The sequence below is a fragment of the Vibrio sp. B1FIG11 genome, assembly GCF_905175335.1.
GTDB classification, from domain to species: Bacteria; Pseudomonadota; Gammaproteobacteria; order Enterobacterales; family Vibrionaceae; genus Vibrio; species Vibrio campbellii.
The window spans coordinates 3,507,844-3,528,748 of sequence record NZ_HG992751.1; the positions used below are offsets into that span (position 1 = coordinate 3,507,844).

At 48.1% G+C, this 20,905-nt stretch carries 13 protein-coding genes, 3 tRNA genes, 3 rRNA genes and 1 pseudogene; 5 read left to right on the forward strand and 15 right to left on the reverse strand.

Annotated features, from left to right (window positions below; all coding sequences use genetic code 11):
* Window positions 1–3: 3 nt before the first annotated feature.
* From xerC to KHO06_RS16320, 5 genes and pseudogenes are all read right to left on the reverse strand, one after another.
* Complete coding sequence (xerC, locus tag KHO06_RS16300; RefSeq protein ID WP_005533635.1) at window positions 4–945, reverse strand: tyrosine recombinase XerC; 942 nt, start codon at window positions 943–945, stop codon at window positions 4–6.
* Window positions 911–1,642 carry a DUF484 family protein gene (locus KHO06_RS16305; protein WP_212581876.1) on the reverse strand — a complete coding sequence of 244 codons (732 nt, stop codon included), beginning with the start codon at window positions 1,640–1,642 and terminating at the stop codon, window positions 911–913. Before KHO06_RS16305 ends, xerC begins: the two co-directional genes overlap by 35 nt.
* Window positions 1,636–2,466 carry a diaminopimelate epimerase gene (gene dapF / locus KHO06_RS16310; protein WP_038890543.1) on the reverse strand — a complete coding sequence of 277 codons (831 nt, stop codon included), beginning with the start codon at window positions 2,464–2,466 and terminating at the stop codon, window positions 1,636–1,638. The genes KHO06_RS16305 and dapF overlap by 7 nt, the downstream gene beginning before the upstream one ends.
* Window positions 2,467–2,476: 10 nt before the next feature.
* Window positions 2,477–3,730, reverse strand: coding sequence for a diaminopimelate decarboxylase (gene lysA, locus KHO06_RS16315; protein WP_009705173.1), 1,254 nt, complete (start codon window positions 3,728–3,730; stop codon window positions 2,477–2,479).
* A 60-nt stretch (window positions 3,731–3,790) separates the two neighbouring features.
* Window positions 3,791–4,002, reverse strand: a pseudogene (locus KHO06_RS16320) (lipoprotein).
* Here KHO06_RS16320 and cyaY point away from each other — a divergent pair.
* Window positions 3,982–4,296: an iron donor protein CyaY gene (gene cyaY, locus KHO06_RS16325; protein WP_038890545.1), complete on the forward strand. Its 315-nt coding sequence runs from the start codon at window positions 3,982–3,984 to the stop codon at window positions 4,294–4,296. The pseudogene KHO06_RS16320 and the gene cyaY overlap by 21 nt on opposite strands.
* A gap of 74 nt (window positions 4,297–4,370) precedes the next feature.
* On the opposite strand, the gene KHO06_RS16330 is transcribed toward cyaY, so the two are convergent.
* Complete coding sequence (locus KHO06_RS16330; RefSeq protein ID WP_012126596.1) at window positions 4,371–6,899, reverse strand: class I adenylate cyclase; 2,529 nt, start codon at window positions 6,897–6,899, stop codon at window positions 4,371–4,373.
* Between the two features lie 348 nt (window positions 6,900–7,247).
* Here KHO06_RS16330 and hemC point away from each other — a divergent pair, with 348 nt between their 5' ends.
* Genes hemC through KHO06_RS16350 form a run of 4 tightly spaced genes read left to right on the forward strand, consistent with a single transcriptional unit; the run spans window position 7,248 to window position 11,294 of the window.
* Complete coding sequence (hemC, locus tag KHO06_RS16335) at window positions 7,248–8,186, forward strand: hydroxymethylbilane synthase (protein ID WP_005430387.1); 939 nt, start codon at window positions 7,248–7,250, stop codon at window positions 8,184–8,186.
* A gap of 2 nt (window positions 8,187–8,188) precedes the next feature.
* Complete coding sequence (locus KHO06_RS16340) at window positions 8,189–8,917, forward strand: uroporphyrinogen-III synthase (RefSeq protein ID WP_009705176.1); 729 nt, start codon at window positions 8,189–8,191, stop codon at window positions 8,915–8,917.
* A gap of 17 nt (window positions 8,918–8,934) precedes the next feature.
* Window positions 8,935–10,113 carry a uroporphyrinogen-III C-methyltransferase gene (locus KHO06_RS16345; RefSeq protein WP_212581877.1) on the forward strand — a complete coding sequence of 393 codons (1,179 nt, stop codon included), beginning with the start codon at window positions 8,935–8,937 and terminating at the stop codon, window positions 10,111–10,113.
* A complete protein-coding gene (locus KHO06_RS16350) occupies window positions 10,113–11,294 on the forward strand; it encodes a heme biosynthesis HemY N-terminal domain-containing protein (protein WP_045401048.1) in 1,182 nt (393 codons plus the stop codon). The genes KHO06_RS16345 and KHO06_RS16350 overlap by 1 nt, the downstream gene beginning before the upstream one ends.
* Before the next feature lie 853 nt (window positions 11,295–12,147).
* On the opposite strand, the gene KHO06_RS16355 is transcribed toward KHO06_RS16350, so the two are convergent.
* The 9 genes from KHO06_RS16355 to ubiD all read right to left on the reverse strand — a co-directional run bounded on the left by KHO06_RS16355 (window position 12,148) and on the right by ubiD (window position 20,844).
* A tRNA-Ser gene (locus KHO06_RS16355) sits at window positions 12,148–12,238 on the reverse strand.
* Window positions 12,239–12,322: 84 nt separating this feature from the next.
* Window positions 12,323–12,439, reverse strand: a 5S ribosomal RNA gene (gene rrf / locus KHO06_RS16360).
* 87 nt (window positions 12,440–12,526) lie between these two features.
* Window positions 12,527–15,415 (reverse strand): 23S ribosomal RNA (locus KHO06_RS16365).
* Window positions 15,416–15,710: 295 nt separating this feature from the next.
* A tRNA-Ala gene (locus KHO06_RS16370) sits at window positions 15,711–15,786 on the reverse strand.
* 43 nt (window positions 15,787–15,829) lie between these two features.
* A tRNA-Ile gene (locus KHO06_RS16375) sits at window positions 15,830–15,906 on the reverse strand.
* A 65-nt stretch (window positions 15,907–15,971) separates the two neighbouring features.
* Window positions 15,972–17,524, reverse strand: a 16S ribosomal RNA gene (locus KHO06_RS16380).
* Together the 16S, 23S and 5S rRNA genes with 3 tRNA genes alongside form the textbook arrangement of a ribosomal RNA operon.
* 472 nt (window positions 17,525–17,996) lie before the next feature.
* Entirely contained in the window at window positions 17,997–18,710 is a 714-nt protein-coding gene (gene fre, locus KHO06_RS16385; protein ID WP_005535989.1) for an NAD(P)H-flavin reductase, read from the reverse strand.
* A 14-nt stretch (window positions 18,711–18,724) separates the two neighbouring features.
* Complete coding sequence (locus KHO06_RS16390; RefSeq protein WP_012126600.1) at window positions 18,725–18,994, reverse strand: 2Fe-2S iron-sulfur cluster-binding protein; 270 nt, start codon at window positions 18,992–18,994, stop codon at window positions 18,725–18,727.
* On the reverse strand, window positions 18,991–20,844 hold the full coding sequence (gene ubiD / locus KHO06_RS16395; RefSeq protein ID WP_077262077.1) for a 4-hydroxy-3-polyprenylbenzoate decarboxylase: 1,854 nt from the start codon (window positions 20,842–20,844) through the stop codon (window positions 18,991–18,993). The genes KHO06_RS16390 and ubiD overlap by 4 nt, the downstream gene beginning before the upstream one ends.
* Between the last annotated feature and the right edge of the window lie 61 nt (window positions 20,845–20,905).

Genomic DNA, 20,905 nt, shown 5'->3' on the forward strand with positions numbered 1-20,905 from the left:
GGGTTAGTCCGACTTGTCGTCGTTTCTCTTACGCGCTCTCGGGTGTGCCTGATCATAAGCTTGCGCTAAATGTTGGAAATCCAAGTGGGTGTAGATTTGGGTGGTCGAGATATTTTCATGCCCCAATAGCTCTTGCACTGCACGTAGGTTGTTACTCGATTCCAACATATGCGTTGCAAACGAGTGACGCAGTTTGTGCGGGCTGATGTGGCTCGCGACAGACTGTTTCTGCCCCCACTCCGCCATGCGCTTTTGCACACTGCGGTGTGAGATCCGTGTACCCAGCTTGGAAACAAACAGTGCAGGTTCACCCGGCGCGGCTAGATCACCACGCACACGTAACCATTTGCCAACCCATTCAGTTGCCATACCAGAGAACGGCACTTTACGTTCTTTGTCACCTTTACCAATCACTCGTAATTCGCCACTGCGCAGCTGAACATCACGCACATCGACACTTACCAGCTCTGCCAAACGCAGACCAGCGCCGTACATGAGCTCCATCATGGCACGATCGCGCACCGCTAGCGGGTCGTCTTCGTTCACTTCGAGCAGTTGGTTTACTTCATCCACATCGAGGTTTTTCGGCAGTGGGCGTTGCTTACGTGGTGCCGAAACCCCTTTGGCTGGGTTCGCTGACATTTCTCCACGTAGGATCAGGAAATCGAAAAAGCTGCGTAGAGAAGATAAGCGCGTCGCTAAGCTGCTGGCTTTCATGCCTTCACGCATGCCTTTACCTGCCAATTGACGCACCCAGCCCGCATCGACTTGCGACCAATCTTTCAACCCCATCTCAGCCAAGTGGTGAGCCATGGTTTCCAATTGTTGTTTGTAGTTGCGTTGGGTGTGCAGGCTAAGCCCCTTTTCGCTTCGCAGGAATTCGTAGAAGCGTTCAAGAGGCTTTTGAAGACTATTTGGCAGAGGAGTGTTGGGAGTTGTCGTCATCGTGACTTTGCCATACCAGTGTTTGAGCGAGATGTGCCACTACTAAGGATAGGTGACGCAAAAACAAGGTATCCATATCTGGTTGGAAATGACCGCCATCCTCGCTAGAAAATGCCAGTACGCCAAGCGTCTGTTTTTTCACAAGCGGTAGCACCACATAGGAACCCATTTCTGGAACATCCATATCCCCAAACAACGCTTCGCGATCCACTTTACGCAGACGACCTAAGTAAGCCTCTTTGCCGTTTAAGTGATTGGTAGCAAAACGTTGGTAGCTTTCCTTACTCAATTGAGTCGCAGCATCACACTGACTCAATAGACGCACATACGCCTTCAAACCAAGGTCTTTGGCTTTGAGTTCAATGGCCTTGATGACTTGCTTGAAATCACTGCACTTAAGGATTTGCCCTTGCAGATCCATGAACTCGTAGAAGGTGCGATCGTTGTTCGCTGCCAAAGACATCAGTGTGGTGATCTCTTCTTCCAGCTCTTCAATACGCTGACGCTGACGGTTCATTTGAATATGAACCAACGAGACCGCGCCTAAATCTGCATGAGGTAGAGAGAGGCGATCGACCAATTCTGGGCGTTGAACGAAGAAGTCTGGATGGTCTTTTAAATACTGAGCAACGACTTCCGCAGTCAGCGCATCCGCTTCAACTTCTGAGATTTGGTTTTCTTGCTCTTCAACTAGCACGACAATTGACCATCAAATACGTGTGTTGCTGGGCCAGTCATAAACAATGGTTTACCTGGACCTTGCCAAGAGATGCGCAAGTCACCGCCCGGAAGTGAAACTTTCACATTCTCGTCCAGTAGACCTTGCAAGATGCCAACCGCAACCGCACCACAGGCACCGCTACCACAAGCTTGGGTTTCACCCGCACCACGCTCATACACGCGCAAACGGATGTTGTTTCGATCCACGATCTGCATAAAGCCTGCGTTCACACGCTCAGGGAAGCGTTCGTGTGATTCTAATAGCGGACCAAGTGTTTCCACTTCTGCCGTATCCACATCGTCGACCACGGTCACCACATGCGGGTTACCCATGCTCACCGCGCCACAGAACAGGGTTTTGTCGCCTGTACGCATGATGTAGGTTTTCTCTTTCTGCTTCGCTTTAAAAGGGATCTTGCTCGGCTCGAACTCAGGCTCACCCATGTTCACCGTAACTTCACCATCGTCTTCGACATCAAGAATCATCTTACCCTTCTTGGTGCTAACGCTGATGCTGTACTTGTTAGTCAAACCTTTCAAACGGACGAAACGCGCGAAACAGCGAGCGCCATTACCACACTGCTCAACTTCACTGCCATCGGCATTAAAAATGCGGTAGTGGAAGTCAGTTTCTGGATCATAAGGCGCTTCAACCACAAGCAATTGGTCAAAACCAACGCCCGTGTGACGATCCGCCAAACGACGGATCAAATCTTGCGAGAAAAACACGTTCTGGGTAATGCAGTCGACGACCATAAAGTCGTTGCCCAAACCGTGCATTTTGGAAAAGTGGAAATGCATTTGTTGTGTGTTACTCCGGTAGAATCTGTTCCAGCTGCCACAAACTGGTCAGCTCCTCACGCTGGCGAACAAGGTGGCTTTGGTTGCCATCCACCATTACTTCCGCCGCTCGGGTACGAGTATTGTAGTTCGAAGACATCACAAAACCATAGGCGCCTGCAGAGCGAACCGCGAGTAGATCACCTTCTTGCAGCACTAGTGCTCGATCTTTGCCCAAGAAATCGCCCGTTTCACAGATAGGGCCGACTAAGTCATAAGTCTGTGCTTCACCTTCACGTGGTGCTACAGGAACAATATCTTGCCACGCTTGGTAAAGCGCAGGACGCATTAAATCGTTCATCGCCGCATCAATAATCGCAAAGTTCTTGTGCTCTGTGTGTTTTAGGAATTCCACACGCGTTAGCAAGATACCGGCGTTAGCTGCGATTGCACGACCTGGTTCGAAAATCAGTTCAAGATCTTGATGGTTCTCAAGACGACCTAACAGTGCTTTCGCGTAATCAGAAGGCTGTGGTGGCAATTCATCACGATATACCACGCCCAGACCACCACCAACGTCCAAGTGACGAATGTTGATGCCTTGCGCTTTTAAGTCATCAATCAACGCTAACAGACGGTCTGTAGCGTCGATAAAAGGTTCAATCTCAGTCAGCTGAGAGCCAATGTGGCAGTCGATGCCTTGCACGTTTAGGTTTGGTAAGCTCTGAGCAAATTTATATACCGCCGGTGCACGGTCAAAAGCGATACCAAACTTGTTGTCACGCAGACCAGTCGAAATGTAAGGGTGCGTTTTTGCGTCTACGTCAGGGTTAATTCGTAGAGAGATCGGTGCAACCACACCCAGCTCGCCCGCGACTTTATTCAAGCGCTCAAGCTCAGGCTCTGATTCCACGTTGAAGCATTTAATGCCCAGCTCCAGTGCGCGTTTCATCTCTGCTGGTGTTTTGCCAACACCCGAGAACACCACCTTCTTCGCATCACCGCCAGCCGCGATAACACGCTCAAGCTCACCACCTGATACGATATCAAAGCCTGAGCCCAAACGAGCCAGTGCATTCAATACGCCAAGGTTTGAGTTTGCTTTTACTGCATAACAAACAAGATGAGGATGCTGACCCACTGCGCTGTCAAACGCATTCCAATGACGCTCTAACGTCGCGCGTGAGTAAACATAAAGAGGAGTGCCATGCTGCTCGGCAAGAGCTTGAAGTGAGACGTCTTCGGCCCAAAGCTGGCCATCATCCTGATAGTTGAAGTAATCCAAAATTTGCTTCCCTTAATTAATTCGACTGCTAAACCCTGATTTCACCCTAAGGGTGGCTAATTATTGTGACTGCTCGTTCTGCTGAGCGTCATCTGGGATGTAAAGTGAACCTGATTGACCGCAACCAGCAAGTGTCGCTGCAACCATCACAAACAACACCGTAAGTAATTTTTTCATTTTGCATATCGTGATTATTAAACCAATGCCCCCTATAATCGCACCACACTCAGGAAAAGCAATAGGATAGACGGATGAACGATACTGAATTTCATCAACTGGTGGATGCGCAGATGCAAAACATCGAAGAATCCATCGATGAATCAGGTGCAGACATTGATTACGAAGTCACTGGCAACGTAATGACATTAGAGTTTGAAGACCGCAGCCAAATCATCATTAACCGCCAAGAGCCAATGCATGAAATCTGGTTGGCGTCGAAGTCTGGTGGCTTCCACTTCAAGCTGGTTGATGACAAATGGACTTGCTCTAAAACGGGCATGGAACTGTTTGAAATGGTGAAAGAAGAGTGCGAAAAGCACGCTGGTGAAGCGATCGATTGGGTATAAGCCAAAGAGTGTCATGACGACCAGTCACCCAAACGAAAAAAAGAGCACCTCAGTGCTCTTTTTTGTTGTTCGTTTTATGCATTCACCGCTTTGGTTGGGCGGGTTGGCGTACAGCCATCATTACGGTAAGGGATAATGTAGGTATTCCCTTCTTCCGGATGAATAATTTGGTAGTACTGCGGCAAGTTAAAGTTAATAAACTTCGACGATACACGACTGTCGTCTTTCACCGAGGTGTAGAAGCTGTTCACTGACGCAATCATTTCATCTTTAGAGCCACTAAACTGGTGGTAAACCTCAACTTGGTTTGATTCATCCAATACATAGATGTTGAAACCATCGTCAGTGTCTTCAAAGAAGAACTGCACCAAACCTTCACTGGCAAAGCCATCCACTACTTCTGGTAGTTGATACTCTTGTTCGCGATCCAGCATCAACAACGGTGAGCCTTTCAGCTTGTTGGTTGAAATGCTGCGGTAGAAGTCGACCGAGTTTTCCAGCTTCTGAACCGATACACCACGACGCTCAAAGAACAAACCGTAAGTTTGATTAGCAAGACGCATGGCTTTAAAGCGACGGCGTTTCTCTTGTTCAACAGGCTTCAAACGTAAGTCGATACACTCTGCCAATAGCTGATACACCATATTGCGCATCACGCCACGCATGTTTTTCGCATAACAGAATACATCCACCGACTCTGGCGGAATCGCATCTTGGTGCATTTTGCCAAGAATGGTCTTCAATGCATCCAACATCGCGGTTTCGCCTTTGAAGTGCAGGGTTCGCACTTCGTGCCATGAGTTGCGATAAACTAAATCGACACTGCCGACCAAGTTAATTTGCTCAGGGCCAAAGCTGAAGATATCGGTGTTCTTCACATCCACTTTGAGTGAACGACCAGACAGCTCTGCCGTTGGGTCATTTTCAAAGTTGATGAACATCGCCATCTGACTAATTTCACACGGGCTACCCAACGCTTGCATGGTTGGACGACGCTTGCGTAACGAGAAGGTGTTACGTAGGTCGCTCACCATTTGGTAGAACTTATCGATGTCTAACTGCGCTTCACGCACCACCGCGTGCAAACGTGTTGACTCGGTAATCAAACCGTTGAAGAACGCCCAAGAAACCAACTTACTCAAGTACTCATGGTGCTCAAGACAAGGTTGACCAAGAATGCGGTGCGCAATCAGTGGTTGCTTGTACAAGTACCAACCTGATTTGTTCACCCCACCTTCTTTTACTTCAATGAAGCTCAAGTCGGGCTCGTGCAAATCTGGCGAGATCTGAGGGTTAAGCAAGGTAACTTTCCCCGGCAGCACTTCGAATGCCGCGTACAGCTTACGGGCAAGAATGCTAATATCTTGCGGGCTGATCGCCGAGGTAATGTCATTACGACGCGCAAACTGAATCAAGTTACGGTAGCTTTGCATCAAAGCATCCAGCAGTGCATGGTGCACTACTTTCACTTGCTCTACTTTCCAGTTACGACGATCGTCGAGCTCCGCCAATACCGCTTCATCCCAATCCCATTTCGCAATCATGTCGCTCAAGGCTTCACGACGCCAAGCTACCGAGCCTACATCAGGTTCACGAGACAGCTTTTCATGGGTTTTAAGGTAGAAACAACGACGAACTAAATCCAAACGAGTGTCGTCTTGGATTCGCTCTAGGTAACGCGTTACTTTCTCTAGCATCAAGTAGTACGCATCCATGCCGTACAAGTCCGGCTCGTGGGCAAAGAAGCGACGCTTGGTGTCGATACTAAGAAGTTGTGTGTGCGGGTATTCCCACGAGTAAGCTTCAAGCAAGATCGCTTTCAACACGGACTTGTAAGGGGAATCGATACTCTTGTACAGCTGCCATAAGTTCGAGCCGAAGTACTCTTCAGCAGGAATGCGGTTAAGCTGACCAAAGTTGATCCACTCATCACAGTTGATGTAGCCATCTTTACAAAGCTGTGCAACGTACTCGTCGTAACACTCTTCCATTTCTGGTGGCACGATTTGCCACAACAAACGCTGTCCAGCTAGACGTACCGCAGAACGGTAGAACTCATCCAGCAATAATAAATGCTGAGAAGAACCACAGTTATCGCCGGTCATCTCTTCTGAACGGTTGCTACGAAAACGCTCTTCATCCATTAAGAAGAAGTTCGCTTCTACACCTTGGCTTTGTGCCCAGTCAGTGATCAGCAAGCATTTATTGGTCAGCAGTTCACGTTGGTCGTTATCCATCTCCGGTGAGATACACACCCAAATATCCAAATCACTTGAGGTACTTTGACCAATCGAAGAGGTACTGCCCATGGTGTACAAACCTAAGATCGCAGGTTGCTCTGCTGTCTTAAGCGCTTGACCAATCGTCAGTTGAGTATCATCAAGGAATCGTTGTTGGAGTTCGTTCAGCTCTAGACCAAACACACCATAAGGGACGTCTGCATCGTAGTAGCCGGGAATAACAGGATGGTTGTAGTTCAACAAGGCAGGAATCAAGTGGAAGACTTGCTGGCTTTGCGAATCCATAAGCGCCAGCGCACGGTCGATCCGTTGCTGGTTCAGGTTATCTAATCGCTGAATAAGTTTTTGGGTGTAAGCCTGCAAGGGAAGTTCCTTGGTTGAACAATCACGAAAATCTGCTGATGTTTTAAACCAAAATGGCTTAAAAATGTGATCAATTTAACACTTTCATCAGGGTTGGTAAAGATTTCCACCTGCAAATAGTTGTGGTCTAAAAACCCCACACTAGTCGCAAAAATTGATAGCGCAGTAGTGTCGCTTGTATTCGCCTATAACTAATAATAGTCCTTAGTCTAAATGAGAATCCAGTCACACTATTTCCATAACGTTATGTAATTCCATTCATGGCGCTCAGAGAAGACTAACTAACATTAAGATTTTCACGCGTTGAGTGGTAGGATTAGGCAAAACTAAAACAGCATTGAGAAGACCATGACACAATCTACGCCAATTCGCATTGCAACTCGAAAAAGCCCTCTTGCCCTATGGCAAGCACACTTTGTAAAAGACGCACTTCAAGCCGCTCACCCAGGTTTGGAAGTAGAACTCGTCACTATGGTGACCAAAGGCGACATCATTTTGGATACGCCGCTAGCCAAAGTTGGTGGTAAAGGCTTGTTCGTTAAAGAGCTAGAAGTGGCAATGCTTGAAGGTCGTGCAGACCTTGCGGTGCACTCAATGAAAGATGTACCAGTAGACTTCCCTGAGGGTCTTGGCTTGGTGACGATTTGTGAGCGTGAAGACCCACGCGATGCCTTCGTTTCTAACACTTACAACAACATTGATGAACTGCCACAAGGCGCAGTTGTAGGTACTTGTAGCCTGCGTCGCCAGTGTCAGTTAAAAGAATACCGCCCAGACCTAGTTATCAAAGAGTTGCGTGGCAACGTAGGTACTCGTCTAGGTAAGCTAGATGCAGGTGAATACGACGCGATCATTCTTGCTGCAGCAGGTCTGAAACGCCTTGAGCTAGAAGAGCGCATCCGTAGCTTTATCGAGCCAGAGCAATCGCTACCAGCAGTAGGCCAAGGTGCGGTGGGTATTGAGTGTCGTGTGGATGACGAGCGTCTACTTAAGCTGCTTGAGCCACTAAACCACCAAGATACGGCAGATCGCGTACGCTGTGAGCGCGCGATGAACCTCACCCTTGAAGGCGGTTGTCAGGTGCCAATCGGCAGTTACTCACTGCTTGATGGCGACAACATCTGGCTTCGCGCACTAGTTGGTGAACCAGACGGCAGCCTAATTGTGCGTGGTGAAATTCGTGGTCACCGCAACGATGCCGAAGCACTCGGTGTTCAACTGGCTAACGAGCTACTTGAAAACGGTGCGCGCGACATCCTAACCAAACTGTACGCAGACCACGAATAATCATGGCAGTGTTGGTCACTCGTCCGGGAGAGCAAGGCATGGCGCTTTGCTCTCTGCTCGAAAGGCACGGCAAAACTGCAATTCATCACCCTCTGATCGACATCGTCGCCGATCTCAGCGACACGCAACTCTCCAAATACATTGAAACCGCTCAAATCATCATTGCTGTTAGCCAACATGCGGTGCAATGCGCAGAGCAAATCTTGCAGAACCACGCTAAATCATGGTCTAAGCAGGCCATATACCTTGCCGTTGGTCAAAAAACAGCACACTATTTGAGCAAATGTACCCAACAAAAAGTACACTATCCACAAGTCAGTGATAGTGAGCACTTGTTGCAGCTTCCCGAGCTAAACAATGTAGAAAAACAAACAGTTCTGATCCTCCGTGGCAACGGCGGTAGAGAGCTGATAAAAGATGCATTGGTGAGACGTGGAGCAAAAGTTCACTATAGTGAGACTTATAAGAGAGAATTTATCCCATTCGATCCAGTAAGCTGTGTCTCACTATGGAAAACCCAACAAATCGACCAGATTATCGTCACCAGTGGTGAACAACTGGATTATTTGTGCAGCCAATTGACGTCAGAGCAATTGACTTGGCTTAATCAACAAGAGTTGTATATCCCCAGTCAGCGAATCGCTGACATCGCAATTCAACGGGGCTTCACTCAGGTCAGGTGCACAGGAAGCGCATCCAACCAAGAATTACTGGCTGCTCTCCAGCCCTAGCTACACAGGATATAGGCATGACAAGTAAAAATAACGACCAAAAGAATAACGATAAAAACCTTTCCGAAGAAACTACATCGGCACCGCTAGCTGAAAAAGACACGCCTAAGAAGGAATCTGAGCCAAACAAGGCAGAACCAAACAAAGTTGAATTTGAGGAGAAGCAAGGTAAACGCGGCGTGAAGCTGGGTACTGTCGCTATCGTCTTATCACTGATTTTTGGTGGTGGTCTCACTTACAAAATGCTTGAGCAGCAATCTGAATACCAAACTCAGATCGCTCAGCTTCAAAGCCAACTGGAACAAGCTCAATCAGCAATGAAGCAAGAGCTTAGCCAAGTAAAAGAAGAAACCATTGAAAAAGCGACCACCGTCACTCACAAAGCAGAAGTGGTACTGGGTCAGCAACAAAAGAGCATCGAAAGCCTGCAACTGGCAGTCGCTGATGTGAAAGGTCGTCGTCCAAATGACTGGCTACTGGCAGAAGCTGATTACCTAGTAAAACTGGCAGGTCGTAAATTGTTCCTAGAGCACGACGTAGAAAGTGCTACTCAATTGATGGAAAGCGCGGACCAACGTATCGCAGCGCTGAACGACCCAAGCTTGGTCGGTCTGCGTAAAGCCATGGCAAACGACATTACTAAGCTGCGTGTTGTTCCTTTAGTAGACCGTGATGGCTTGGTATTGCGCCTCACTGCACTACAACAGCAAGTAGACAAACTGCCACTTGCGAATGCTTTACTACCAGAAGCGGCTGCGGTAGAGAAACAACAAGTGTCTGAAGACATTGCAAACTGGCAAGATAACCTGATGACGTCACTAAAAGACTTCTCAGAAAACTTCATCACTTTCCGCACTCGTGACGGCAACGTAATCCCTCTATTGTCACCACAACAACACTTCTACTTGAAAGAAAACATCAAAGCGAAGTTAGAGACGGCAATTAAAGCGGTTTACCAAGAGCAAGGTGAAATCTACACCACCTCTTTAGAAACAGCAGACAAATGGGCAATGGCATTCTTCAACCAAGACGACAACTCGGTGAAAGAATTTAACAAAACACTGAGCCAACTGAGCAAGCAAGACATTCAAGTTGAATACCCTGCGAAGCTAGAAAGCCAAAACCAACTCTCTGACGTGATTCGTGAACGCCTACGTCGTGAAGTGACCACAATGACAGGTACGGAGGATAAGTAATGGTTCGTCTTATTTTCCTATTTGTTGTTCTTGGTGCCGGCTTATTTGTTGGCACTCAATTCTCAGGTCAGCAAGGTTATGTCCTGATCTCAATTGCCAACAAAACCATTGAGATGAGTGTAACCACTCTAGTGATCTTCGTGATTGCTGCCTTGGCGGCGCTGTTCTTTCTAGAATACGTGGTCAAGAAAGTGGTTTACGCAAGCTCAAGCACATGGAATTACTTTAGTGTGCGCAAAATGCGTCGCTCTCGTCGCTACACCAACGAAGGTATCATCAAGCTACTTGAAGGTGACTGGAAAGGCGCAGAGAAGAAAGTAACACGCTGGGCAAACCACCACGATATGCCTCTTCTGTGTTACTTAGTGGCTTCAGAAGCTGCGCAAGGTCAAGGTGACAAAGCCAAGCGTGACCAGTACCTAGAACTGGCAAGCCAGCAAGAAAACGCGCACCTAGCGGTAGAGTTGACTCGCGCGAAACAGTTCATTCGTGATAACGAATTCGAATCTGCATTCGATACACTGCAAGCACTGAAAGGTCAGTACGCGAATAACTCGATTGTTCTTAACCTGCTGAAAACCACTTACATGCAGCTTAAGCTATGGCAACCGCTGATCGATCTGATGCCTCAGCTAAGCAAAGCCAAACTGGTAACGGAAGAAGAGCAAGCGGAACTGATTCAGAAAGCACAATGCGGCTTGCTACACGAAGTGGCTCAGCAGCAAGGCAGTGAAGGTCTTATCTCACACTGGAACGGGCTGCCACGTAAGGTAAAACAAGACGCTCATTTGATCGGCTGTTTTGCTCACGAGCTCATCTCACGTAAAGCAGATAACGAGGCATTCACAGTAATCAAAGAAGCACTGAAGAAGAGCCCAACACCAGAGCTGTACCAGTTACTGCCAGAGCTAAACTTACCGGATAGCCATCCAGTCATCGTATTCTTGGAAGGTATCTTGAAGCGTGAACCAGAGAACGCAGCGGCGCAAAGTGCATTAGCGCACTTCTTCTTCCGCCAAGAAAAATGGCAAGAAGCACAAGAGCACTTCGAGGTTGCGCTAAAACTTCGTTCAGACGTTTCTGACTATGCTTACCTAGCAGACACACTAGAGAAGCAAAACCTAACAAAAGCGGCTCACGAGGTCTCTCGTAAAGCGCTAACGCTAGTTCAAAACAACTAAGCGACCCAGAAAGCAGAAAGCCGACAGTTTACTGTCGGCTTTTTTATTGCCTGCAATTCCTCACGCTCACGCCCTATCATCGTAACGACTGGCTCCCCCAAGAGCTGAGTTCCCTCTATTGCCTGCACCTGATTAGAAATAATCATCAAAGCCTATGTCGTTCATTCCAAGCAGCTCTTCTTCGTGTCACTAAGAACCACGTGAAACAACCGCGATCACTTTCTGCAAGGCATAACGATTGGTTTTAAATGGTTAGGAGGGAAAGTCTCCTTCAAGAGCACAGTAAAGCGTAGTGATGGCCAAAGAAGTAACTAGGAGTAATGTTATGCACTTATTCGATGTGAGAGCCCCATACAGCGCTTGGGTAGCGTTTGTTAATAAAAGGATAAAGCAAAGCGACAGCAAGTATCAGAAGGTGCTCAGACGCTCTAATACACATGAATGCTACAGTGAGTAGAAACGCTCTTTTGTTAAAAGAAACACTGCTTCGATATAGAGAGGAATAATAAGGGGAAAGCTCAATCACTTTCGCTAGAGGGCAGTTTCTATAACCCTACAAGGCAAAGAAAGTAGAAAGCCTCAAGGTACGGCTAAACGCTGGGCAGCTTATTGAGTGGAGAGCAGAAGCGCTAGTTTGGAACTGCACTCGGTTAGGAAGTCACTTCATTTATTTGCCAGCACTAGAAACGACGAAAGCCCGTTGGTTTCTCAACAGGCTTTCTTTGTAGTGACTGAGTTCGAGGACGACTAACCCTAAGTCGCGACTGACTTGGGACTTGATGCAAATCCCGTCTAATTCTCAAACGTCGGAAATGAAAAAAGCCTCGCTATTTCTAGCGAGGCTTCTTAATAGTGGCGGAGAGATAGGGATTTGAACCCTAGATACGCTATTAACGTATGCCGGTTTTCAAGACCGGTGCTTTCAACCACTCAGCCATCTCTCCACAAATTGTTACTAAAATTTAGTCTTACACTAATGATGCTAATTCTTAGTTTTGCCTTTAGATTTATCTAAAAGCGATATTAAAGCCTGGCGATGTCCTACTCTCACATGGGGAAGCCCCACACTACCATCGGCGCTAATTCGTTTCACTTCTGAGTTCGGAATGGAAGTCAGGTGGGTCCAAATCGCTATGGTCGCCAAGCAAATTCTTTAATTCAGAAAGCTGTTTCAGTTCTTACACATTCAATTCGTTCTTGCTTTGAGTCCATCAAAACCCCTTGGGTGTTGTATGGTTAAGCCTCACGGGCAATTAGTACAGGTTAGCTCAACGCCTCACAACGCTTACACACCCTGCCTATCAACGTTCTAGTCTCGAACAACCCTTTAGGATACTTAAAGTATCAGGGAAGACTCATCTCAGGGCTCGCTTCCCGCTTAGATGCTTTCAGCGGTTATCGATTCCGAACTTAGCTACCGGGCAATGCGTCTGGCGACACAACCCGAACACCAGAGGTTCGTCCACTCCGGTCCTCTCGTACTAGGAGCAGCCCCCTTCAATCTTCCAACGCCCACGGCAGATAGGGACCGAACTGTCTCACGACGTTCTAAACCCAGCTCGCGTACCACTTTAAATGGCGAACAGCCATACCCTTGGGACCGACTTCAGCCCCAGGATGTGATGAGCCGACATCGAGGTGCCAAACACCGCCGTCGATATGAACTCTTGGGCGGTATCAGCCTGTTATCCCCGGAGTACCTTTTATCCGTTGAGCGATGGCCCTTCCATTCAGAACCACCGGATCACTATGACCTGCTTTCGCACCTGCTCGAATTGTCATTCTCGCAGTCAAGCGGGCTTATGCCATTGCACTAACCTCACGATGTCCAACCGTGATTAGCCCACCTTCGTGCTCCTCCGTTACGCTTTGGGAGGAGACCGCCCCAGTCAAACTACCCACCAGGCACTGTCCGCAACCCCGATGAGGGGTCAACGTTAGAACATCAACACTACAAGGGTGGTATTTCAAGGACGGCTCCACTAATACTGGCGTACTAGTTTCAAAGCCTCCCACCTATCCTACACATGTAGGGTCAATGTTCAGTGCCAAGCTGTAGTAAAGGTTCACGGGGTCTTTCCGTCTAGCCGCGGGTACACTGCATCTTCACAGCGATTTCAATTTCACTGAGTCTCGGGTGGAGACAGCGTGGCCATCATTACGCCATTCGTGCAGGTCGGAACTTACCCGACAAGGAATTTCGCTACCTTAGGACCGTTATAGTTACGGCCGCCGTTTACCGGGGCTTCGATCAAGAGCTTCGACCGAAGTCTAACCCCATCAATTAACCTTCCGGCACCGGGCAGGCGTCACACCGTATACGTCATCTTACGATTTTGCACAGTGCTGTGTTTTTAATAAACAGTTGCAGCCACCTGGTATCTGCGACTCTCAATAGCTCCATCCGCAAGGGACTTCACCGTCGAGAGCGTACCTTCTCCCGAAGTTACGGTACCATTTTGCCTAGTTCCTTCACCCGAGTTCTCTCAAGCGCCTTGGTATTCTCTACCCGACCACCTGTGTCGGTTTGGGGTACGATTCCTTACAATCTGAAGCTTAGAGGCTTTTCCTGGAAGCATGGCATCAATGACTTCACTACCGTAGTAGCTCGACGTCGTGTCTCAGCCTTAAGAAGAGCCGGATTTACCTAACTCTTCAGCCTACGCACTTGAACCTGGACAACCGTCGCCAGGCCCACCTAGCCTTCTCCGTCCCCCCATCGCAATTGTAAGAAGTACGGGAATATTAACCCGTTTCCCATCGACTACGCCTTTCGGCCTCGCCTTAGGGGTCGACTTACCCTGCCCCGATTAACGTTGGACAGGAACCCTTGGTCTTCCGGCGAGGAGGTTTTTCACCCCCTTTATCGTTACTCATGTCAGCATTCGCACTTCTGATACGTCCAGCATGCGTTACCACACACCTTCAACCGCTTACAGAACGCTCCCCTACCCAATGCACAAAGTGCATTGCCGCAGCTTCGGTTTACTACTTAGCCCCGTTACATCTTCCGCGCAGGCCGACTCGACCAGTGAGCTATTACGCTTTCTTTAAATGATGGCTGCTTCTAAGCCAACATCCTGGCTGTCTGAGCCTTCCCACATCGTTTCCCACTTAGTAGTAATTTGGGACCTTAGCTGGCGGTCTGGGTTGTTTCCCTCTCCACGACGGACGTTAGCACCCGCCGTGTGTCTCCCGGATAGTACTTACTGGTATTCGGAGTTTGCAAAGGGTTGGTAAGTCGGGATGACCCCCTAGCCTTAACAGTGCTCTACCCCCAGTAGTATTCGTCCGAGGCGCTACCTAAATAGCTTTCGGGGAGAACCAGCTATCTCCAGGTTTGATTGGCCTTTCACCCCTAGCCACAAGTCATCCGCTAATTTTTCAACATTAGTCGGTTCGGTCCTCCAGTTGATGTTACTCAACCTTCAACCTGCCCATGGCTAGATCACCTGGTTTCGGGTCTATATCCAGAGACTGAACGCCCAGTTAAGACTCGGTTTCCCTACGGCTCCCCTAGATGGTTAACCTTGCCACTGAATATAAGTCGCTGACCCATTATACAAAAGGTACGCAGTCACACCACGAAGGTGCTCCTACTGCTTGTACGTACACGGTTTCAGGTTCTATTTCACTCCCCTCACAGGGGTTCTTTTCGCCTTTCCCTCACGGTACTGGTTCACTATCGGTCAGTCAGTAGTATTTAGCCTTGGAGGATGGTCCCCCCATATTCAGACAGGATATCACGTGTCCCGCCCTACTCGATTTCACTTTAAATGCGTTGCCGGTTACGGGGCTATCACCCTGTATCGCACAACTTTCCAGAAGTTTCACCTGACGCATAAAAAGCTTAAGGGCTAATCCAATTTCGCTCGCCGCTACTTTCGGAATCTCGGTTGATTTCTTTTCCTCGGGGTACTTAGATGTTTCAGTTCCCCCGGTTCGCCTCGCTACGCTATGTATTCACGCAGCGATACTAGCTTATGCTAGTGGGTTTCCCCATTCGGAAATCCCAGACTCAAATGGTTTTTACTACCTAATCTGGGCTTATCGCAAGTTAATACGTCCTTCATCGCCTCTGACTGCCAAGGCATCCACCGTGTACGCTTAGTCACTTAACCATACAACCCGAAGGAGTTTCGAATTGAAGTTAAACAACCAAAGTTGCTATCTCATTATTTGAATGAGCGAGATAGCTTTCGATTTTGCCGGACTCAAATATGTTTTGCTTTCGCAAAACCCAAGAACACTTGAATGTGTTGTTTGGAGTATTCAATTAAGAATACTTTGAGAACTTTACAAACAATCTTAAAGATTGTTTTGTCAGCTTTCCAAATTGTTAAAGAGCTAGATTTCTTAATGAAACCATTTTTAAAAGCACTCTGCTTTCTATAGCAAAGAAAGTGCGCTTAAAGATGGTGGAGCTAAGCAGGATCGAACTGCTGACCTCCTGCGTGCAAGGCAGGCGCTCTCCCAGCTGAGCTATAGCCCCATCAAGGTGTCGATACTGTATGCCAATTCCTTGGGAAGGGAATTGGTGGGTCTGAGTGGACTCGAACCACCGACCTCTCGCTTATCAGGCGAACGCTCTAACCACCTGAGCTACAGACCCAGTATCGTCTCTTTCGTATAAACCGTATCAATCTGTGTGGACACTCATCGTGAGTAATCATCGTATAAGGAGGTGATCCAGCGCCAGGTTCCCCTAGCGCTACCTTGTTACGACTTCACCCCAGTCATGAACCACAAAGTGGTAAGCGTCCTCCCGAAGGTTAAACTACCTACTTCTTTTGCAGCCCACTCCCATGGTGTGACGGGCGGTGTGTACAAGGCCCGGGAACGTATTCACCGTGGCATTCTGATCCACGATTACTAGCGATTCCGACTTCACGGAGTCGAGTTGCAGACTCCGATCCGGACTACGACGCACTTTTTGGGATTCGCTCACTCTCGCAAGTTGGCCGCCCTCTGTATGCGCCATTGTAGCACGTGTGTAGCCCTACTCGTAAGGGCCATGATGACTTGACGTCGTCCCCACCTTCCTCCGGTTTATCACCGGCAGTCTCCCTGGAGTTCCCGACATTACTCGCTGGCAAACAAGGATAAGGGTTGCGCTCGTTGCGGGACTTAACCCAACATTTCACAACACGAGCTGACGACAGCCATGCAGCACCTGTCTCAGAGTTCCCGAAGGCACCAATCCATCTCTGGAAAGTTCTCTGGATGTCAAGAGTAGGTAAGGTTCTTCGCGTTGCATCGAATTAAACCACATGCTCCACCGCTTGTGCGGGCCCCCGTCAATTCATTTGAGTTTTAATCTTGCGACCGTACTCCCCAGGCGGTCTACTTAACGCGTTAGCTCCGAAAGCCACGGCTCAAGGCCACAACCTCCAAGTAGACATCGTTTACGGCGTGGACTACCAGGGTATCTAATCCTGTTTGCTCCCCACGCTTTCGCATCTGAGTGTCAGTATCTGTCCAGGGGGCCGCCTTCGCCACCGGTATTCCTTCAGATCTCTACGCATTTCACCGCTACACCTGAAATTCTACCCCCCTCTACAGTACTCTAGTCTGCCAGTTTCAAATGCAATTCCGAGGTTGAGCCCCGGGCTTTCACATCTGACTTAACAAACCACCTGCATGCGCTTTACGCCCAGTAATTCCGATTAACGCTCGCACCCTCCGTATTACCGCGGCTGCTGGCACGGAGTTAGCCGGTGCTTCTTCTGTCGCTAACGTCAAATAATGCAGCTATTAACTACACTACCTTCCTCACGACTGAAAGTGCTTTACAACCCGAAGGCCTTCTTCACACACGCGGCATGGCTGCATCAGGCTTGCGCCCATTGTGCAATATTCCCCACTGCTGCCTCCCGTAGGAGTCTGGACCGTGTCTCAGTTCCAGTGTGGCTGATCATCCTCTCAGACCAGCTAGGGATCGTCGCCTTGGTGAGCCCTTACCTCACCAACTAGCTAATCCCACCTAGGCATATCCTGACGCGAGAGGCCCGAAGGTCCCCCTCTTTGGCCCGTAGGCGTTATGCGGTATTAGCCATCGTTTCCAATGGTTATCCCCCACATCAGGGCAATTTCCTAGGCATTACTCACCCGTCCGCCGCTCGACGCCGTTATCGTTCCCCGAAGGTTCAGATAACTCGTTTCCGCTCGACTTGCATGTGTTAGGCCTGCCGCCAGCGTTCAATCTGAGCCATGATCAAACTCTTCAATTTAAGATTTTGTTCGGCTCAATGAATACTGAACATTACATAAAGTAATGTTTGAATTGACTGTGCTGAGTCTTTCGACTCAATGGTCACTTCGTATCATTGAAACCTAATTTGAAGCCGAAGCTTCTAATTGGATTATCATCAACGAGTGCCCACACAGATTGATAGGTCTATATTTTTAAAGAGCTTGCTTATCGAGAAGTTTTTCTCTCAAAGCGGAGGTGCATTCTAACGAGATAATTGAGAGTGTCAAACACTTTTTTCAATTTATTTTCTCAGAAGCTTTTCACCTCTCCGACTCTGCTGAAGCCTTATCGCGTCTGCCGTGTCGGTGGATGCGCATTATAGGGAACTCTGATCCGTTCGCAACCCTTTTTTGAAAAAAAATGGAAAAAACTGACTGTTCGATGACTATTTCATCAAAAAAGCAAAAAAGAGGGTAAAAAACCCTCTTTTTCTGCCTCAAAAGCCGTATTTAAATGAATGCGTACGCGTCTGCGAACATACGTTCACTCTTCGCTTTCTTGTTCTGAGTGAACTGTTCACGAGCTGCGCCAGCCATTTCGAAACGACCTGCAATATAGATATCGTAGTTTTCTAAGCTTTCGAAATCTTCACTCACCGCTTGTAGTACGTTACCAACTTTACCTTGCCAGTCGGCAGGTGCTTCTTCTACTACTGGAATAAAGTGAACGTTAGCAAACTTTGCAGCGATCTCGACTAACTCTTCTTTAGCGTAAAGTTGGCAATTGTCGCGCGCACCCCAGTATAGATAGATAGGATTGGTTTTGCTCTGTGCAACACAGTGATCCAGAATCGAACGCACGTAACTAAAGCCAGTACCACCAGCAATCAATAATAGTGGGCGTTCGCTTTCTTCTTGAACCCAAGCATCACCATGTGGAGCATCAATCTCGATATGACCATCTGTTTCTAGTGCCGCTTGCATTGCTTCAACGACTTCTAGTGCATAAGCGTTGTGTTCCGCCGCACCGATGTGCAGTTCAAGTTCACCTTCATGACGACATGGGCTGCTCGCAATAGAGAAAGGACGTTTGTCTTTTTCACCCATCACTACCATAAGGTACTGACCTGCTTTAAAAGGTACAGGTGATTCTGGATGAAGAAGGATTTGATAAGTATTACAAGCTAACGGCTGAATAGACTTTACTTTACATTGGATGGTCATGGTGTTCCTCTCGCTTACTCATCAAAAGTAAGCACTAAATTACTTTCTGTATAGGCTTGGCAAGGGAATATCCAACCTTGCTGTTGCTCTTTTTCGGTTAGCATCGGTTCGAGGTGGTAACTCACCTCGCCCGTTAGCTTTTTACACATACACATGGCGCAAGCGCCAACTTGGCAACGGTGTGGGAAGCGAATATTGTTGTTGAGCGCAGCTTCCAACACCGTCTCCCCTTCTTTTACTTGGAACCTAACGTCCATTGGTAGAAGGTGGACTTGATGACTCATAGAATACCTAACTGGTCCCAAATCTCATCGACTTTAGCCACAAGTTTAGGATCTTTTTTGATAGGCGTACCCCACTCGCGCGTGACTTCGGATTCGAACTTGTTGGTCGCATCCAATCCTAATTTGGATGAACTATGAGTCTTACCATGCACTTGAATAGTGTCTCTATCTGGATCCATTCGGGTTGTTACAGCCCAAATGATGTCATTCCAATCTCGTGCATTAACGTCATCGTCGCACAAGATAATGAATTTGTTATCCGTGTACTGAGCAAAGAAGTCCCAAAGGTATTCCATCAAGGCTTGCGATTGACCAGCTTGGTCTTTCTTCATGGTCACAACAGCGAACTGGTTATTAGCTGTTGCTGGTAGATAGATATCGACAATCTCAGGGCGTTGCTGTTTCAACTCATTCAGTTCTGTTTCAGTAATCGCTTTGCTGTCTCGCTCAGTGACCTCGGTTCGCGTCGCTAGCTCGGCATCCCATTTAATAGTTGCATCTAACCCCATCTTGGAGCCAAGACCAACCACAGGCGAAGCAAAGTCAAGTGAGTCGATTGGCGTGTTGTCTATCATCAAGGTGTCACGTACAGGATCCATATGCTCTGACATGGCTTTCACGACATCATTCCAATCTCGTGCGTTTACCGATTCATCGCACACAATAACAAACTTGGTGTACATGAATTGACGCAAGAAAGACCACACGCCCATCATTACGCGCTTGGCATGACCTGGGTACTGCTTCTTCATAGTGACGACTGCCATTCGGTACGAACAACCTTCAGGCGGTAGGTAGAAGTCTTCAATCTCTGGGAACTGCTTTTGCAGAATCGGCACAAAGACTTCGTTTAATGCCACACCCAATACAGCGGGTTCATCTGGCGGACGGCCTGTGTAGGTACTGTGGTAGATTGGGTCTTTACGCATGGTAATGTGCGTAATGGTAAACACGTGGTGCTTTTCTTTTTCGTTGTAGTAGCCAGTGTGGTCACCATAAGGACCTTCATCGGCAAACTCGTTAGGGTCAATATAGCCTTCCATCACGATTTCAGCGCTCGCTGGCACTTCCAAATCATTACTAACTGACTTCACGACTTCCGTTTTGCTGCCACGTAGCAAACCTGCAAATGCGTATTCCGATAGCGTATCTGGCACTGGCGTTACTGCACCAAGAATGGTAGCTGGGTCTGCACCAAACGCGACCGAAACTGGGAAAGGTTTACCTGGATGGGTTTCCATCCAATCGCGCAGGTCAAGCGCACCACCACGATGAGCTAACCAACGCATGATGATTTTGTTCTTGGCAATTTTCTGCTGACGGTAAATGCCTAGGTTCTGACGTTTCTTATTCGGACCCTTGGTCACGGTTAAGCCCCACGTAAGCAATGGCGCAACGTCTTCTGCCCAGCAACTCATCACCGGGATTTTATCCAAATCGACTTCATCACCTTGCCACACAATCTCTTGGCACGATGCTTTTCTTAAGCGCTTGGCTGGCATGTTCAATACTTGCTTGAACACTGGCAATTTTTCCAATGCGTCTTTGAAGCCTTTTGGTGGCTCAGGTTCTTTCAAATAAGCCAGCAGCTTACCGACTTCTCTTAATTCTTTAACGTCTTCACGTCCCATACCAATCGCGACACGCTCTGGCGTACCAAATAGGTTCGTCAAAACAGGTACGTCGAAGCCAATTGGGTTCTCAAACAACAGCGCAGGGCCACCAGCACGCAAGGTACGGTCGCTGATTTCTGTCATTTCGTAAGCGGGGTCGACGGGGTGAGTGATGCGTTTAAGTCGACCTTTCTGTTCTAGGTGGTCGATAAATTCGCGTAAATCCTTAAAACTCATAGGCCTTCATGCTGGCTGATTAAACTGTCCGCAGTATAACAAATAGGAGGACGCTAAGATC

Bases quoted from the DNA above. Each gene is read 5' to 3' on its own strand.
- xerC (WP_005533635.1), bottom strand. From the start codon at position 945: ATGACGACAACTCCCAACACTCCTCTGCCAAATAGTCTTCAAAAGCCT.
- dapF (WP_038890543.1), bottom strand. From the start codon at position 2,466: ATGCATTTCCACTTTTCCAAAATGCACGGTTTGGGCAACGACTTTATG.
- cyaY (WP_038890545.1), top strand. From the start codon at position 3,982: ATGAACGATACTGAATTTCATCAACTGGTGGATGCGCAGATGCAAAAC.
- hemC (WP_005430387.1), top strand. From the start codon at position 7,248: ATGACACAATCTACGCCAATTCGCATTGCAACTCGAAAAAGCCCTCTT.
- KHO06_RS16340 (WP_009705176.1), top strand. From the start codon at position 8,189: ATGGCAGTGTTGGTCACTCGTCCGGGAGAGCAAGGCATGGCGCTTTGC.
- KHO06_RS16345 (WP_212581877.1), top strand. From the start codon at position 8,935: ATGACAAGTAAAAATAACGACCAAAAGAATAACGATAAAAACCTTTCC.
- KHO06_RS16350 (WP_045401048.1), top strand. From the start codon at position 10,113: ATGGTTCGTCTTATTTTCCTATTTGTTGTTCTTGGTGCCGGCTTATTT.
- fre (WP_005535989.1), bottom strand. From the start codon at position 18,710: ATGACCATCCAATGTAAAGTAAAGTCTATTCAGCCGTTAGCTTGTAAT.
- KHO06_RS16390 (WP_012126600.1), bottom strand. From the start codon at position 18,994: ATGAGTCATCAAGTCCACCTTCTACCAATGGACGTTAGGTTCCAAGTA.
- ubiD (WP_077262077.1), bottom strand. From the start codon at position 20,844: ATGAGTTTTAAGGATTTACGCGAATTTATCGACCACCTAGAACAGAAA.